At 63.6% G+C, this 16525-nt stretch carries 15 protein-coding genes; 10 read left to right on the top strand and 5 right to left on the bottom strand.

Annotation, left to right across the window (positions count from 1 at the left end; all coding sequences use genetic code 11):
- Nucleotides 1–24: 24 nt before the first annotated feature.
- The 4 genes from BLV45_RS21865 to BLV45_RS21850 all read right to left on the bottom strand — a co-directional run bounded on the left by BLV45_RS21865 (nt 25) and on the right by BLV45_RS21850 (nt 4435).
- Nucleotides 25–876, bottom strand: a complete 852-nt coding sequence (locus BLV45_RS21865) for a carbohydrate ABC transporter permease (protein ID WP_090536446.1) — start codon at nt 874–876, stop codon at nt 25–27.
- Nucleotides 877–894: 18 nt separating this feature from the next.
- The gene (locus tag BLV45_RS21860; RefSeq protein WP_090536445.1) at nt 895–1800 is read right to left on the bottom strand and encodes a carbohydrate ABC transporter permease; all 906 of its coding nucleotides are present in this window, start codon (nt 1798–1800) and stop codon (nt 895–897) included.
- Between the two features lie 92 nt (nt 1801–1892).
- Nucleotides 1893–3128, bottom strand: coding sequence for an ABC transporter substrate-binding protein (locus tag BLV45_RS21855; protein ID WP_090536796.1), 1236 nt, complete (start codon nt 3126–3128; stop codon nt 1893–1895).
- A 158-nt stretch (nt 3129–3286) separates the two neighbouring features.
- Nucleotides 3287–4435, bottom strand: coding sequence for an ABC transporter ATP-binding protein (locus BLV45_RS21850; RefSeq protein ID WP_090536444.1), 1149 nt, complete (start codon nt 4433–4435; stop codon nt 3287–3289).
- Between the two features lie 232 nt (nt 4436–4667).
- On the opposite strand from BLV45_RS21850, the gene BLV45_RS21845 reads away from it, so the two are divergent.
- Together BLV45_RS21845 and BLV45_RS21840 are read left to right on the top strand one after the other, a co-directional pair.
- Nucleotides 4668–5693 (top strand): LacI family DNA-binding transcriptional regulator, encoded by a 1026-nt coding sequence (locus BLV45_RS21845; RefSeq protein WP_090536794.1) that lies wholly within the window; start codon nt 4668–4670, stop codon nt 5691–5693.
- 227 nt (nt 5694–5920) lie between these two features.
- The gene (locus BLV45_RS21840) at nt 5921–6241 is read left to right on the top strand and encodes a DUF4148 domain-containing protein (protein ID WP_090536442.1); all 321 of its coding nucleotides are present in this window, start codon (nt 5921–5923) and stop codon (nt 6239–6241) included.
- 73 nt (nt 6242–6314) lie between these two features.
- Here the strand turns inward: BLV45_RS21840 and BLV45_RS21835 are convergent, their stop codons facing one another.
- The gene (locus BLV45_RS21835) at nt 6315–7670 is read right to left on the bottom strand and encodes a TAXI family TRAP transporter solute-binding subunit (protein ID WP_090536440.1); all 1356 of its coding nucleotides are present in this window, start codon (nt 7668–7670) and stop codon (nt 6315–6317) included.
- A 211-nt stretch (nt 7671–7881) separates the two neighbouring features.
- Between BLV45_RS21835 and BLV45_RS21830 the strand changes: the two genes are divergently transcribed.
- The 8 genes from BLV45_RS21830 to BLV45_RS21795 all read left to right on the top strand — a co-directional run bounded on the left by BLV45_RS21830 (nt 7882) and on the right by BLV45_RS21795 (nt 16493).
- The gene (locus BLV45_RS21830) at nt 7882–8703 is read left to right on the top strand and encodes an alpha/beta fold hydrolase (protein WP_090536438.1); all 822 of its coding nucleotides are present in this window, start codon (nt 7882–7884) and stop codon (nt 8701–8703) included.
- Between the two features lie 269 nt (nt 8704–8972).
- Nucleotides 8973–9266: a hypothetical protein gene (locus BLV45_RS21825; RefSeq protein ID WP_090536436.1), complete on the top strand. Its 294-nt coding sequence runs from the start codon at nt 8973–8975 to the stop codon at nt 9264–9266.
- A gap of 208 nt (nt 9267–9474) precedes the next feature.
- Nucleotides 9475–11856, top strand: coding sequence for an ATP-binding protein (locus BLV45_RS21820; protein WP_090536434.1), 2382 nt, complete (start codon nt 9475–9477; stop codon nt 11854–11856).
- Nucleotides 11857–11919: 63 nt separating this feature from the next.
- Nucleotides 11920–12654: a methyl-accepting chemotaxis protein gene (locus tag BLV45_RS21815; protein WP_090536432.1), complete on the top strand. Its 735-nt coding sequence runs from the start codon at nt 11920–11922 to the stop codon at nt 12652–12654.
- Nucleotides 12651–13190, top strand: a complete 540-nt coding sequence (locus BLV45_RS21810; RefSeq protein WP_090536430.1) for a hypothetical protein — start codon at nt 12651–12653, stop codon at nt 13188–13190. The genes BLV45_RS21815 and BLV45_RS21810 overlap by 4 nt, the downstream gene beginning before the upstream one ends.
- Before the next feature lie 29 nt (nt 13191–13219).
- Nucleotides 13220–13585: a response regulator gene (locus BLV45_RS21805; RefSeq protein ID WP_090536429.1), complete on the top strand. Its 366-nt coding sequence runs from the start codon at nt 13220–13222 to the stop codon at nt 13583–13585.
- Nucleotides 13586–13794: 209 nt separating this feature from the next.
- Nucleotides 13795–15228: a DUF1254 domain-containing protein gene (locus BLV45_RS21800; protein ID WP_090536427.1), complete on the top strand. Its 1434-nt coding sequence runs from the start codon at nt 13795–13797 to the stop codon at nt 15226–15228.
- 308 nt (nt 15229–15536) lie between these two features.
- The gene (locus BLV45_RS21795) at nt 15537–16493 is read left to right on the top strand and encodes a quinone oxidoreductase family protein (protein ID WP_090536425.1); all 957 of its coding nucleotides are present in this window, start codon (nt 15537–15539) and stop codon (nt 16491–16493) included.
- Nucleotides 16494–16525 lie beyond the last annotated feature (32 nt).

The following is a 16525-nucleotide window of genomic DNA, read 5'->3' as shown; positions in this document are numbered from 1 at the left end:
ATTCTCTCTGGTAAAAGTAATGGGTCAGCCTTTGCTTGCGCCGAACGTCAGGCCCGCAACGAAATGCTTTTGCATCGCAAAGAACATCAGCACGGAAGGCAGCGCGGCCAGCACCGACCCCGCCGCGACGAGATTCCACGCGGTCGTCCACTGGCCCTTGAGCGCGGCGACGCCGACGGTGATCGGCGCGGCCTCGTCGCCCTGCGTGAGACAGAGCGCCCAGAAGTAGTCGTTCCAGACGAACGTGAAAACGAGAATGCCGAGCGCGGCGAGCGCAGGGCGGATCAGCGGCAGGACGATGCGCGCATAGACGGTCCATTCGCTCGCGCCTTCCACACGGGCGGCTTCGATCAGCTCGAACGGCAACTGCTTGATGAAGTTGCGCAGGAACAGCGTGCAAAACCCGGTCTGAAACGCGACGTGAAAGATCACGAGCGCCCACACGGTGTTGTACAGGCCGACCTTGAGCGCCATGTCGCGCACCGGAATCATCAGGATCTGCACGGGCACGAAGTTGCCCGCGACGAATGCGAACAGCACGGCCGTGTTGCCGCGAAAGCGGTACGTCGCCAGCGCGAAGCCCGCCATCGAGGCGAGCAGCATCGCGCCGAGCACCGAAGGCACGGTAATCAGCACGCTGTTCGCGAAGTAGTGCAGCATCGGCGTCTGCGTGAGCGCCGCGCTGTAGTTGTCCCACAGCGCGAAGTGCTTCGGCCAGGTCCAGTAGTTGCCTTGCGAAAGCTCTTCGGACGAGCGTATCGACGTCACGAGAACGGCCAGCATCGGCAGCAGCCAGACGAGGAGCGCGAGCGGCAAAGAGGCCTTGTATAGCGCGCGGTTGAGCGGTTTCCATCGATCGACGGGAAGCGGGTACATGAGGACGGTCTCCGTGAATCAGCGTTCTTCGCGCAACATCCGGCGCAGGTGGAACACGATGTAGACGAGCATGATCGCGAACAGCACGACCGCGATCGAAGCCGAATAGCCTTCGCGGTAGTACTTGATCGCCTGGTCGTACATGTAATAGGCGAGCACGGTGGAGCTGTCGAACGGACCGCCGCCGCTCATCACCGAAATCAGGTCGAAGCTGCGCAACGCGCCGATCACGGTCAGCACGACGGCCATGAACGTCGCGGGTCGCAGCTGCGGCAGGATCACGTGCCACAGGAGCCGCACGCCTTTCGCGCCTTCCATGCGCGCGGCCTCGACGACTTCCGGATTGATGGCGGTCAGCCCCGTGAGATACAGCACCATGCAGTACGGCGTCTGCGGCCACAGCGCGGCGAAGACGATGCCGAACGTGACGGTGTGCGGATCGCCCAGCACGGGAATGCCGTGTCCGACGATGAGCTTGAGCAGACCGAACGTCGGATCGTAGAACCAGCTGAACACGAGCCCGACCACGACGCCCGAGAGCACGAACGGCGCGAAGAACAGCGACTTCACGATCCGCATGCCCCTGATCTGCTGGTTCAGATACAGCGCGAACACGAGCCCGAGCGGTGGCGCGAGCAGGAAGACGGCAAGCCAGATCAGGTTGTTCTTCAGCGCGACGTAGAACACGTCGGCATGAAACAGCTCGATGTAGTTCGCGAAGCCGACGAAGACCTTCGGCGTCATGCCATCCCAGTCGTAAAAGCTGAGCCCGATGCTGTCGATGATGGGCCAGATCACGCACAGGCTGAAGAGCGCACAGGCGGGCAGCAGGAAGAAAAACGCTGCGCGGTGCTGGCGTTTCAGGGTTGCGGGCGTGCGGCGGCCCCGAGCCGTCGCCAGCGGGCGGGCTGCTGAATCAGACATTCGAGTGGCCTCGTAAAGTCCGCGGGAAATGCGGATGAGCCTTGAGTCCACGCCCCGATGCGTTCACTGCATCGGAGCGCCTGTACCGGGCGTTACTTCTTGTAGATGCGCTTGCGGGTCGCTTCGAGCCGCGCGAGCAGCGAGTCGAGTTGCGACGGATCGCTATAGAACTGCTGCATCGCCTTCATGCCTTCGTCGGCCATTTCCTTCGTCATGTCGCGGTCGTAGAACTGCGCGATGCCGCCGGTCGTGCTCGCCAGCGTCTGGAAGCCGACCTTCGAGATCGGATCGTCCGGTTCCGCCGCCTTGCTGTTCGACGGCAACTGGCCCCAGCCGCGTGCGAGATCGGCGTTGATCTGCGGCGTTTCCATGAAGGCGAGCAGACGCCGCGCGTCGGCCTTGTTCTTCGCCTTCGCCGGTACGAGCAGCACGTTGACCGGGCCGTCCTCGGCGGTCGGCACGTTCGCGTCGACGATCGGGAAACGGAAGAAGCCCGTATCAGGCTTGACCGACGCCGGAATGCTGGCCGAGAAGAACGTGCCCATCAGCATCATCGATGCCTTGCCGTTCACGAGGAACGGCGCGATTGAATCGAGATCGTAGGAGAGCGCGTTGTCGATGAAGTAGTGGTCGTCGATCAGCGTCTTCCATGCCATGTAGACCTTCTTCACGCGTGCGTCCGTGTATGGCACTTCACCCGCCATCAGTTTCTGGTGGAACGCGTTGCCGTTGATGCGCAGGTCGAGATAGTCGAACCACGCGGCAAGCGTCCAGCTGTCGCGCGCGGCGACGGCGATCGGTGCGACGCCGCTTGCCTTCAGTTTCTTGCAGGCGTCGAGAAATTCATCCCACGTTTTCGGCTCGCCCTTGATGCCGGCTTTTTCGAAGAGATCCTTGCGATAGAAGAAGCCGTACGCGTCGTAACCGAGCGGCGCCGCGTACTGCTTGCCCTTGTACGTCGAGGCTTCCTTCACCGATGCATATTGCTGGTCCCAGCCGTTCTTGCTCCAGTCGGACGAGAGGTCTGCGAGCAGTCCGCGCTGCGCGTAATACGCCATGCGTTCGCCGTCGTGCCACGACACGACATCAGGCGGATCGGTGGCGAGCCAGCCGCCCATCTGCACCTTGTACGCTTCCTCGGTGACGTACGTCACTTTCAGGTCGACGTCGGGGTTCGCCTTCTTGAACTTGTCGAATGCGTCCTGCCAGGTCGAGCGCTGGTTGCCGCGCGCCGACACGTTGACGTTCAGCTCGCCTGCCTGCGCGCTCACGCCGGCCAGCAACGCGGCGGCCATCGCGACCGCGGCGACGGCGCTGGAAAGACGCATCGTACGGCGACCCGCGAGCCTTGTGTGATTGATGCCACTGGTTTTCATCTGCTGTCTCCTTGACTACGTTGTCTACCTTGTAACCGGCACGCACTGCGCGGCCGGTCGATCCTGCCGGCTCTGCGGCCGGCGCTTGCAGTACAGCTTTCAGGCAACCCTCATGCAACCTGAAGCGCGGGCAGGGCGGAACCCGCGACCGTGCGTTCGAGCGCGATGCCGTCGGCGTCGAACAGATGACACGCTTCGGCGGGCGTGCGCAGCGCGATGTGCTCGCCAGGTTGCGTCGACGTATCGCCTGGTGCCTTGAAGACCAGCGCACCACCCGCGTAATCGGCGTGGATATAGCTGTGTTCGCCGAGTTGCTCCGTGAGTGTCGCGACGCCACGCAGCGACTGGTCCTCGCCATCGGTGCGAATGTGTTCGGGGCGGATGCCGAGCGTCACCGGCTGATCGCGCACGAGGCGCGTGCCGTCGACACAGACCGCCAGTTTTTCGTCGCCCTGGGTGAGCTTCACCGTCACGCGGCCTGGCGCGATCGAATCGACGCGGGCGTCGATAAAGTTCATGCGCGGCGAGCCGATGAAACCCGCGACGAAACGCGAGCGCGGACGATGATAAAGCTCGAGCGGCGCGCCAACCTGCGCGATGCTGCCAAAGCGCTGTGTATCCGCGCCCGCATGCAGCAGCACGATGCGATCGGCGAGCGTCATCGCTTCGACCTGGTCGTGCGTCACGTACACCACGCTCGCCTGCGCAAAACGCTGATGCAGGCGGGCGATTTCGATGCGCGTCTGGCCGCGCAGCGCGGCGTCGAGATTGGAGAGCGGTTCGTCGAACAGGAACACGCCGGGCTCGCGCACGATCGCGCGGCCAATCGCGACGCGCTGCCGCTGCCCGCCCGAGAGCGCTTTCGGCTGACGCTCCAGCAGCGCGTCGAGTTGAAGAATCCGCGCGGCCTCGCGCACCTTGCGGTCGATGACATCCTTCGGCGTCTTCGCGAGTCGCAGCCCGAACGCCATGTTCTCGAACACGGTCATGTGCGGAAAGAGCGCGTAGCTCTGGAACACCATCGCGACGCCGCGCGCGGCGGACGGGACGCTGTTCATCAGCTTGCCGCCGATGTGGAGATCGCCTTCGCTCATGTCCTCGAGACCGGCGATGATCCGCAGCAACGTGGATTTGCCGCAGCCCGACGGCCCGAGGAAGACGCAGAACTCGTGTTCGCCGATGTCCAGATTCAGACGCCGGATCACCGGCGGATTGTTGCCGTACGACTTCTCGACCTGCGTGAGACTGATTGCCGACATACTCGCCTCCCTGAGATTTAAGCGCTTAAATTTCGCTGGAAAAAAATCGGCGAAACGCTTGCGCTGCGTGCATTTAAGCGCTTAAATTCGTAGCTGGGATTTGAAATCACGATGTCTGTCTCCGGAGTATTTCCATGAAACTTAACAAAGCCTGCGCCGGCTGTGCAACATCTGGTTGCTGTTCCCTGAATATGGGATGGTCCGGCGGCGCGACCTCGCGGATCGGGTCGTCATGGTCACGTTGACGGAAGTCGCGCGCCGCGCGCGGGTCACGGCGGCCACTGTGTCGAACGTGTTGCGCAATCGCGAGAAGGTGCGCCCGGAAACCGCCGAACGCGTGCTGAGCGCGATTCGCGAACTCGGCTACCGGCCGAATCTGAACGCGCGGGCGCTGGCCGAGGGGCGCTCGTCGACGCTCGCGCTGATGCTCGGGAACATCGCCAATCCGTTCTATCCGGAGTTCGTGCTCGCGGCCGAGCGCGCCGCGCGCCGCGCGGGCTATTTCCTGATGGTCTGCAACACCGACGACGACGCGGAAACCGGCCGTGCGTATCTCACGCAGGTCGCCGGCACGCTCGCCGAAGGCGTGATCGTGCTCAATACTGATATCGAGATCAACGAGCTGTGCGCTTCGGCGGCGATTGGCGCGCCGATCGTGTTGAGCCTGTGGGAGCATCCCGAGTCGCCGCCGGGGTTGCCGTGCGTCGCCGTCGATTTCGCGCGCGCCGGGGCGCTGGCCGCGACGCATCTGCTGGAGCTTGGCCATCGCAACATCGGCATGCTGGTCGGCGACGGCTGCGGCGGTTTGCAGGACGCGCGCGCCAACGGGTTTCGCGAGGTGATGCGCGCCGCACGTATCGAACCGGACGCCGCCGCGGTGCTGCAGATTCGCGACACGATCGATGCGGGCTACGAGGCGTGCATCCAGCTCATGTCGAATACGCCGGGCCTCACGGCCATTTTCGCCACGAACGATCTGCTCGCGATCGGCGCGATGCAGGCGCTTGCGTCGCTCGGCCGTCAGGTGCCCGAAGACGTGTCCGTGATCGGCATCACCGATATCCAGCTCGCGCACCAGGTGCGTCCGGCGCTCACGACGGTTGCGATCAACACGAGTTCGATCGCCGGGCTGTCCATCGATCTGCTGATCCAGCTCATGGAAAAAGGGCGCGTCGACGCATCGCCGCCGATGTTGCAAGGACCGCCGCCGAACCTGATGGTGCGCCAGTCGACCTGTCCACCGAGGCGAGCCGGTTGATGCAGACCGCCTCGCGAAAACGGGACTTGCAACGGAAATGGAAAGCACGCCCGGCAGGCTTGAAACCCCCGTCCGACAAGGCTTTGCAATTGGCCGGGATTTCCAAACAGTGATTTCGCCTTTCCGGTATTTATCCCGAGGTATGCCTGCTCCTACACTGGCCTCAATCGCTGCAAACAAACCGCTTTGCAGACCCGGTCAAGACAGGTTATTCGGAGGTAGTTACCATGAAGTCGCTCATCAAGGCTGTTGCTCTCGCTGTAGTGCTCGCCGCTCCGGTTGTTTCGTTCGCCCAATCGAATGGCCCCGTGACCCGCGCCCAGGTTCGCGCCGAGCTCGCTCAACTGGAAAAGGCCGGTTACAACCCGAACATCGACTCGATCGACTATCCGGAAAACCTGCAGGCCGCCGAAGCCCGCGTCTCCGCGCAAAAGAGCGCCGTGCAGAATAGCGGCTACGGTGCGTCGACGAATGGCTCGTCGCAGGCGGGTGTCCGCGGTGAATTCACCGCGAGCTCATACTCGCCGCCGGTCTACATCGCGCACTAAAACGCACGCGCTGTACCCGTTGTAAATGTCGAAAGCCCGCATTGGCGGGCTTTCGTTGTTTCTGGCGCACGCGTTACGTGTTCGATGGCGGGCGTCGTTCTCCCGTTAGCCGGAAACGCACGAAGCCGACGTGTTCGCGCAGCACATAGAACGCGTCGGCATGAGCGAGCGGCATCTTCATCCGGTTGATGCCTTCTTCGATGTGATCGAGTTCCCTGAGCAGCGCGTCGCGCTCTTCGCCCGATGCCTTTGCCAGCGCGCCGCGTTCGATCGCGATCAGCGAACCGTACCAGCGATAGATCCGCGAGCGCACGCGCCAGCGATACAGCGCCGGGATCGTGCGCAACGCGGGAACGAGCAGCACCAGCGCGGGCAGCAGCACCACCAGCAAGCGGTCGGCGAGACTCGCCAGCCAGAACGGCAGGTTGCGATAGAAGAAGCTCTTGCCGGACCGGTAATAGCGTATCGCGTCTTCGCTGATCCGGTATTCGTGCGCAATCGGACTCGGAAACTCGCCGGCATGCTGCAACAGGCCGGCCGTGCCGTGAACCTGTTGCGCCGCTTCGATGAGCAGATCGGAAATGGCCGGATGCAGGGTCGAACGCGCGACGATTTCGACCGTCGGACTGATCAGATGAATGGTGTCGGGCGGAATCTTGTGCCCGAGATCCAGGAGCCCCGGCGGCAGGTCGATTTCATTCAGGTAAGGAAAGCGCCGCGTGTAGGCCGCCGCCTCCGAGAAGTCCAGCACCGACACGCCGGGCACCTGCAACAGCCGCAGCATCATCGCGCGCGTGGCCGAATCGCCGTTGAAAATGGCGGCGTCCGCCTGTCCCGTCACGACCTGTCTGGCGGCTTCGGCACCGTCGCTGGGCAGGAGCGTCGTGGTGCCGCCCGGCTCGATTCCGTTCGCGCTCAGGAGCGCAAGCGAGAGCAGGCGCGTGCCGCTGCCTTCCCGGCCGATCGCGATGCGCTTGCCCGCGAACTGCGAAAGCCGGTCCATGCCGTGGCCCCGATAGAACACCACGACCGGCGCGTAGAACACGCTGCCGAGTGACATCAGCGACGACGTATCCACGCCCTGGGCGATGCCGCCCTGCACGAGCGCGAGGTCCACGTGCTGTTTCGGATCGAGCAGGCGTTGCAGGTTCTGCACCGAACCAGCGGACGTCAGCACCTTCAGCGTGATGCCGTTGCGCGCGAGAATCTCGCGGTACGCCTCGGCGGCGGGCAGCAACGTGCTGTCCGCCGGCCCCGCGCTCATGACGATCACTTTCGGCGGCGCGGGATCGACGAGCCAGATGAAGAGCCCGAGCGCCAGCGCGCACAGCAGGGTGGCCGGCCCCCAGACGAGAAGGTGATCGTGCCATTCCGTCGCGGCATGGCCGTAGCGTCGGCGCGGCGTGTCCTGCTCGTGACGCTCGCTCATACGTCGTTCCCCGGATGGCTGTTGTGGGCCCGCGCGTCGCATCGCCCGCAGCGCGACGCGCACGACAGCCCGGAATGCTTTCATGACCGCACGCGCCAGCTGACCACGAGTGCGACGGTGTCACGATGATGGTCTAGTATCTGCTGGAAGCTTACCGCGCAAGACAGCAGTCGGGCAGTCCGATCCATCCATCTACCCAGGAGATGATTCCATGAGCACGATCACGACGAAAGACGGCACGGAGATTTTTTACAAGGACTGGGGCACGGGGCGCCCCGTCGTCTTCTCGCACGGCTGGCCGTTGAGCGCCGACGCGTGGGACGCGCAGATGCTGTTTCTCGTCCAGAAGGGTTACCGGGTCATCGCGCACGACCGGCGCGGTCATGGCCGTTCCAGCCAGACGTGGAGCGGCAACGACATGGACACCTACGCCGACGATCTCGCTGCCCTCATCGTGCATCTCGACCTGAAGGACGCCATGCTCGTCGGTCATTCCACGGGCGGCGGCGAAGTCGCGCACTACATCGGCCGGCACGGGACGATGCGCGTCGCGAAAGTCGTGCTGATCGGCGCGGTGCCGCCACTGATGGCGAAGACCGCCGCGCATCCTAACGGCGTGCCGATCGACGTGTTCGATGGTATCCGCAAGAGCGTGGCCGACAACCGCTCGCAGTTTTACCAGGATCTGGCGGTCCCGTTTCATGGCTACAACCGGCCGGACGCGAAGGTGTCGCAGGGTGTGATCGATTCATTCTGGGCGCAGGGCATGCAGGGCTCGATCAGCGGCCAGTACGACTGCATCAGGCAGTTTTCCGAAGTCGACTACACCGAAGACCTGAGAAAGATCGACGTGCCCGCGCTCGTGCTGCACGGCGACGACGACCAGATCGTGCCGATCGACGAAGCGGGTCGTCTGTCCGCGAAAATCATCCCCGACGCGACGCTGAAGGTCTACGCCGGCGGCCCGCACGGCATGTGCATCACGATGGCCGACCAGGTCAACGCCGACCTGCTGGCGTTTCTCGAGTCGTGACGCGGCCTGTTTGACGCAAGCTTTCTTTCGGGCCGTTGTACCCGCAACCGCCTGCACCGTCACCGTTTCTGGCGTGGCGGGTGCAGGGCGGTTGCGCCGGAAAAAGACAGCGGGCGTGATGTGACACGCATTGTGCGTCGCACCATTTATTTGTTTTTCCAGTATAGTGGCCGGATCAATGGTGTCTTCCAGACTGCTCGAGGCGCCCGACGGAGCGCCTGGGCATATGCCTTCCGCGTGGCCATGACGCACAGGCAAGGAGAGATCACATGTTCGATGCCGAAATTGCAGTCACACTTTTAAACCGCTGGGACCGCAAGCCGGCTCTCGCCGGGAACGATACGTACCTCAACCTGTTGCGCGAGGGCAACCTCGACTTTACCCATCAACAGGGCCGCGTCGACGTGAGTAATGCCGCTGACGAAAGCGGACTCGACATCGAGTCGCTGGTTTTCGTCGACGGCTCGCGCGCCGTGCGGATCAAGTCGTCCGGTCAGGCGCCGGGCTGGACCCACTGGGCCGCGTTCGAACCGCCGCTCGTTCTCGTCCCCGATTTCGCCTGAGTACGCGCGCCTTCAACCGGGCGCGCGGCGCATCCCGTCGCGCCTTCACCTTCGCTTTCGCCTTCACCACGCATCGAAGAATCGCGATGCGTCATCGGTCCGTCACATCCCTCCCGAATAATCACCGCGCTCGACCATTCGAAACATCTTAAAAGGCGATCGGTCTGTCACGCAGGCCCGATACGCTGGTTGACCCCGGGGGTTGTACATGACTATCCGTCATCGCATTACGCTGCTCGTTGTTCTGATGTTCGTCGCGCTCTCGGCCATTGGCGGTTACGCCGTCTACCAGACACGGCGCAGCGCGGCCGAAGTCCGTCAGGTGACCGAAGGCGTCGTGCCCGGCACGCTGGCTTCCGCCGATCTCGTCTCGCAGGTCAAGGACGTGCAGCTCGCCACGATGACACTCGTCTACGCGCCCGATGGCAACGTGGTCGCGCAGGCCGAGGAAGAACTCAAGACGAAGAAAGCCTCGCTGCAACGCGCGCTCGCGTTGCAGGACCGCGCGGCCGCGAGCCACGCGCAGAAAGGGCTGGTCGCGCAGGCGCGCGACAGCGTCGAAAACTACTTCGCGGCGATCAACGAAACGGCGACGATGAAAGCCGCCGGCAAGAACGAACTCGCGCAGGCGTTTCTGTTCGCCAACGTCGCGCAGTATCGCGACGAACTCGAAGGGATCGTCGAAACGCTGCGCGTCGAGAAAAACCGCGAGAAAGACGACGCCATCACCTCGCTCAACGCGACGCTGTCCACCACGACAACGGCGATTGCGATCGTGACGGGCATCGCGGTGCTGCTGCTCACGCTGATCGGCGCGCTGCTGTACCGGCAGATCACGCGACCGCTGAGCCGCATGCAGGCGATGATGAGCGAGATCGCATCGAGCCAGGATTTCACGCGTCGCGTGCCGGTTGGGCGCATGGACGAGATTGGTCATTCGATCGTCGCGTTCAACGGCATGATCGCGAGGATCCAGGAAAGCTCGGCGCTGCTCAAGCAGAAAACCGCCGATATTCAGGCGATGTTGCAGAACATGCAGCAGGGCATCCTGACGGTCGTCGATGGCGCGGTGATTCACGCCGAGTATTCGGCGTATCTGGAAGCGATCTTCGAAACGCGCGACATCGCGGGTCGCGGCCTGATGGAACTGGTGTTCGCCGACACGGACCCTGGCGCTGACGTGCTCTCGCAGATCGACGCCGCCGTGCATGCATGCCTTGGCGAAGACTGCATCAACTTCGCGTTCAACCAGCATCTGCTCGTGAACGAAATCACGCGGCGCATGCCTGACGGCCGCGAGAAGACGCTCGATCTCAGCTGGTCCGCGATCACCGACGAAAGCGACACGGTCGTGCGCCTGATGCTGTGCGTGCGCGACGTCACCGAGTTGCGCGAGCTCGCGGCGCAGGCGAGCGAGCAGCAGCGCCGGCTGGAGATGATCGGCGAGATTCTTGCGGTGAGCGAGGAAAAATTCCAGCAGTTCATCGAGAGTTCAGCGGGCTTCGTCAGCGAGAACGAGCGGATCATCCGCAAGCATTCGCAGGCCGACGGCGCGGCGATCGCCGAACTCTTCCGCAACATGCACACGATCAAGGGCAACGCGCGCACCTACAACCTTCAGTATCTGACCAACGTCGTACACGAGACGGAGCAGCGCTATCACGAGCTGCGCCAGGCCGACGCCGATCGCGCGTGGGATCAGGACGACCTGATGCAGGAACTTGCGCGTGTCCGCGAAGCGATCGAAAGCTACGCGACGATCAACGAAGTCAGCCTCGGACGCAAGGGCGCGTCGCGTGGCGGTCACGTCGAGCACTATCTGATGGTTGATCGCGCGCACATCCGCGAGAGCCTGCAACTGCTCGAAACCGCGAACGTCGCGAGTCTCGACGAACTGGTTGCAATGCGCGACGCGGTGCATCGGACGCTGCGTCTGGTGGGGACCGAGAGCGTTGGCGAATCGCTCGCGGGCGTGCTCGAATCGTTGCCGTCGCTTGCGCAGGAACTGGGCAAGGCGGTGCCGGCGGTGCGCATCGACGACAACGGCTACCGCCTGCGCAGCCACGCCGCCGGCACGTTGCGCAACGTGTTCATGCACCTGCTGCGCAATTCGATCGACCACGGCATTGAGAGCAGCGATGAACGCATCGCGAACGGCAAGCCGGCGGCCGGTGCGATTGACATCGAAGTGGGCGTCGATCACGACATGCTTCAGGTCACGCTCAGCGACGACGGACGCGGCCTTGCACTGGCGCGCATCCGGGGCATCGCGATCGAACGCGGCTGGATTGCCGCTGGCGAAAAGCTGGACGACGACGCCGTCGCGCAGCTGATTTTCCGGCCGGGTTTTTCGACGGCTCACGCGATCACCGAAGTGTCGGGGCGTGGCGTCGGCATGGACGCGGTGAGGGATTTCCTCGCGCGCGAACACGGCCGCATCGAGCTGCGTTTCACCGACGATCGTCATGGCGCCGACTTCCGGCAGTTTCAGACGGTCGTCTGCCTGCCGGACAGCGTGGCGGTCGACAGCCTCGGCACGGACGCGCGTAGCGACGTCAACGCGTCGCGGGCTGGCGCGCTCGTCGGCTGAACTGAAACGCCAGTCGCGCGAATTTCTTCCCCATCGCCCGATGGATCTCCAGAAGGACAGGTTGTGATTGAACAGTATTGTCTGGCGGCGCTCGCTGGCGGCGCGGTGAGCGGCGTGCTCGCGTTCGCGGCGCACCGCTTTTACGTCGTCCGCGCACGCAGGCGGCAGCGATCCGAAGCGCAGGCGCACATCGAGGCGCAGGCTCTGGGGAGCGCCACGCAGCGCGCGTTGATCGAGCAGGCCGAGCAGGAAAAGCAACAGCTCGAGACGCAGATGGCCGCGCTGCGCGAGGCCCTCGCGAGCGAGGCCGACGCGGCGGAAAACATCCGCGCCTTGATGAACGCCGCGACGGAGGACCGGCATCAATGGGCCGCGCTTGCAGAGCAGATCGTGGGCGAAGCGTCGCGTCTGAAGAGCCTTGGCGCGACGTTCGAGCGCTGGCACGAACAGATGATCTCGCTGATGGCGCAGAACCAGGACATGCACGCGAAGAATCAGGAGCTTTCGTCGATCGTGAGGCACGTGGTGATCGTCTCGCTGAACGCGTCGATCGAGGCCGCGCGCGCCGGCACGGCTGGACGCGGCTTCGCGGTCGTGGCGAGCGAGGTGCGCTCGCTCGCGGCACGCTCGGAAGAACTGTCGAAGAGCTATCGCGACAGCCTGCACCGCAGCGACCTCACGACAACGGGCACGTTCCAGGACATCCAGGCCGGCGGAAAAATGATTACTGCGTCGCTTGGCAGCGTCGCGGCGCTCGCGAGCCAGTTCCAGTCCCGCTTCGAGCAGGCGCCGACGTGATCAGTCAGCACGCAAAGGAAAGCTTCGAGCGCATTTTTCAAAAGGCGGCGCGCGCGCGATTGCCGGTGCAGGCGGGCGACAGCTGCGAGATCGTGCCGGCCGGCGAGGGCGCCACCGGGCCTGAACGCGCCGAAAACGTCGTGGTTCTGACGATCTCGTCGATCGTCTTCAGGATGCTGCTCGTGCTGCATTTCGACGAAGACGCCGCCACGCGCGAGTACTTCGTGAGGAACGAAGACGGCGCGACGTTTCGCGAAGTGTTTCTCGAGACCTGTAATCTCTGTAGTGGCGCGATGAACCAGGCGTTGCTGGAGCACTTTCCGGACCTCGGCATGTCGACGCCTTACGTGCTGAGCGCGCGCTGCCTGCCGTATCTGGAAGAGCTGAAACCCGGTTATCTCGCGACGTTCGCCATCACGATCAACGGTTCGGTCCGGCTTGGCGCGACGGTCTGCGTCTGCGCGCACGCGCCGCTGGATTTCGCCGCGGAAGTGAGCGCAGTCGAGGAAACCAGCGGCGAACTCGAATTGTTCTGAATTTTGCAACTGACGTCACAGGAAAAAACATGTCGAAGATTCTGGTGGTGGACGACTCGGGCACCGTGCGCGACGAGGTCGCCGGCTTTCTGCGCAAGAACGGTCTCGACGTCGATACGGCCGTCGATGGCAAGGACGGCCTCGCGCGCCTGAAGGCAAGCCCGGGTATCCGGCTCGTGATCAGCGACGTCAACATGCCGAACATGGACGGCCTGACGATGGTCGAGAAGATCCGCGGCGAACTGGCGAATCATGCCGTGAACGTGATCATGCTGACCACGGAAAGCAGCCCCGCGATGAAGGAACGCGGCAAGGCGGCGGGCGTGAAGGGCTGGATCGTGAAGCCGTTCAAGGGTGACGCCGTGCTGGAAACGTTCAGGAAGCTGGCGGGCTGAGCGCTGGGCGCGTTCCTTCAGAAGGGTTCGTATCCGCCGCACTGGAACGATCACGAACGCCGCTTCAGGACGCCGCATCTCTGCGTTATGTCATGCACAATGCATGGAGTGCGAATCTGTTTGATCGAAGGCGTGCATCCGCGCGCTAGAATGCGTTGATCCGCGAACGCCGTCGACGCGGTCATCTCCAGACTCGCACAGGATTGTCCATGCTCAAAAAGAAGATCGTCTGTCTCTCCCTGCTGTTGCCCGTTACGATGATTCCCATGGCCACGGCCCAGGCCGCGACCAGCGATAGCGCGTCACACCCTTCCGCGGGAGCCGCCACGTTGAAACCGGCACAGATCGAGTCCATTGCAAAGGAAGCCTACATTTTCGGCACGCCGATGGTCGATATGTACCGCACGATGTACGCGTTCTCCATCGACAAGACCGGCTCGCAGTACAAGGGGCCGTTCAATTCGATCCTGAATATCGCGCGCGTCTTCACGCCTGATGACACCGCGTTCGTCACGCCCAATTCCGATACGCCGTACACGTTCGCCGGGCTGGACCTGCGCGCGGAGCCGGTCGTCATCACGATTCCGCCGATGGAGAAGAACCGGTACTTCGTATTCCAGCTGATGGATCTGTACACGTTCAACTTCGACTACATCGGCAGCCGCACGACGGGTAACCAGGGCGGCCATTACCTGATCGCCGGTCCCGGCTGGAAGGGCGCGACGCCGAAGGGCATCAGCAAGGTCATCCATGCGGAAACCGAAATGGTGAACGTGGTGGGCCGCACGCAGCTCTTCAATCCCGCCGATCTCGACAACGTGAAGAAGATCCAGGCCGGCTACAAGGTCGAGCCGCTCTCGGCGTTCGAAGGCCAGCCCGCGCCGCCGCCGGCGCCCGCTATCGACTGGATCAAGCCGCTGCCGCCGGGCGCGGAACACACGTCGCTCGAATTCTTCAACCAGCTTGCGTTCGTGCTGCAGTTCGCGCCGGTGAATCCGACGGAGGTGGCGTTGCGTCACCGCTTCGAGCAGATCGGAATCGTGCCGGGCAAGCCGCTCGATGTGTCCGCGCTTCCGGCCGCCACGCAGGCCGCGCTGAAGGCCGGCATGGAAGACGGGCAGAAGGCGATCGATGCGCGCCGGGCAACGCTTGGCGGCCGGAGCGACACGTTGTTCGGCACCCGCAAGTTTCTGAAGAACGACTATGTGGCGCGCGCCACGGGCACGCAGGTCGGCATCGGCGCGAATTCGCGTGACGAAGCGCTGTATCCGATTCTGGAGAAGGATGCGACCGGCCAGCCGCTGGATGGCAGCAAGCATTACACGCTGCATTTCGCGAAGGGTCAGCTGCCGCCCGTCAACGCGTTCTGGTCGATGACGATGTATAACCTGCCGGAACAACTTCTTGTCAAGAACCCGATCAACCGCTATCTGATCAATTCGCCGATGCTGCCCGATCTGAAGACCGACCCGGACGGCGGATACACGATCTACATCCAGAACGAATCGCCGGGCAAGGACAAGGAATCGAACTGGCTGCCCGCGCCGCAAGGCAAGTTCATGATCGCGATGCGCTACTACTGGCCGAAGCCGGCGCTCCTGAAAAACGAGTGGGTTTCGCCGAAGATCCAGCCCGCGAAATAAGCGATGCGTTGAAGGTGGCTTCCGTGTGTACGGAAGTTTGAACCGCCCGGTGCCCTTTAAGGATTAAGGGGCTGCGGGCGGTTTTTGTTTGTGCCTGCTTTGTCGGTTATCCGTTATCCGTTTCACCCGCATTCCAGCACGACGCTTTTTGACTCGACGATGCGTCGGCGCAATCCGGCTTCGTCGCGACACTCCCCAGCCAGAATCCATCCTGCGCGTGGGCGGCGCGAACTCCGTAGAATGCAGAGTCGGTCCATTTGGTGTGGACGCAAGGCCGTCCGGTCGTCGTTTGAATCAGGGAGCCTGAAATGAAAGCTGCGGTCGTTCACGATTTCAACGCGTCGCCGCGTTACGGCGACTTTGCCGATCCGGTTGCCGAACCCGGCGAGACGCTCGTGCAGGTCCGCGCGGCGGCGCTCAGCCAGCTCGTGAAGAGCCAGGCGTCCGGGCGTCACTACAGCAGCGGGAAGACACTGCCGCTCGTGCCGGGCGTCGATGGCGTGGGGCTCCTGCCGGACGGGCGGCGCGTGTACTTCGCGTTTCCGCGCGGGCCATTCGGCGCGATGGCGCAAACGACGGTCGTGAAGACAACGTACTGCGTGCCGGTGCCGGACGACGTCAATGACGTCACGGCCGCGGCGATCGGCAATCCGGGCATGTCGTCGTGGGCCGCGCTGACCGAGCGCGCGCATTTCCAGCGCGGCGAGAACGTGCTGATCAACGGCGCGACCGGCGTCTCCGGCCGGCTGGCGATCCAGATCGCGCGGCATCTCGGCGCGAACAAGGTGATCGTGACGGGGCGCAACGCGAAGAGTATCGAAGGCCTTGCCGCACTGGGCGCCGACGTGCTGATTCCGCTCGATGCGCCCACCGGCGCGCTCATCGAAACGTTCCGCGACACCATTCGAAGTCACCGCGTGGACGTGATCCTGGATTACCTGTACGGGCCGTCCGCGGAAAGTCTGCTGGGCGCCTTGGGTGGACACAGCGGCGAAGCCGAGCCGCGGATCCGCTTCGTGCAGATCGGCTCGCTGGCCGGCAACACGATCAATGTTCCGGCCTCGGCTCTGCGCAGCTCGGGGCTGGAGATGATGGGCAGCGGGCTGGGCAGCGTGTCGAACGAGCGGCTGCTCGGCGCGATCGGCGGCTTGCTGAAGGCGGTCGTGAGCGGCGGATTTTCGATCGAAGCCGACGCCGTGCCGCTGACCGATGTCGAAAGCGCATGGACCGGTGAAGCGTCTGCACGGACTGTGTTTACGGTCTGATGCACAGCACGCACGAGTGCTTTCGATCCGCC

The sequence above is a fragment of the Paraburkholderia sartisoli genome, from assembly GCF_900107685.1.
In the GTDB taxonomy this organism is placed as follows: Bacteria; Pseudomonadota; Gammaproteobacteria; order Burkholderiales; family Burkholderiaceae; genus Paraburkholderia; species Paraburkholderia sartisoli.
This window is presented reverse-complemented; position numbering and strand designations above follow the sequence as displayed.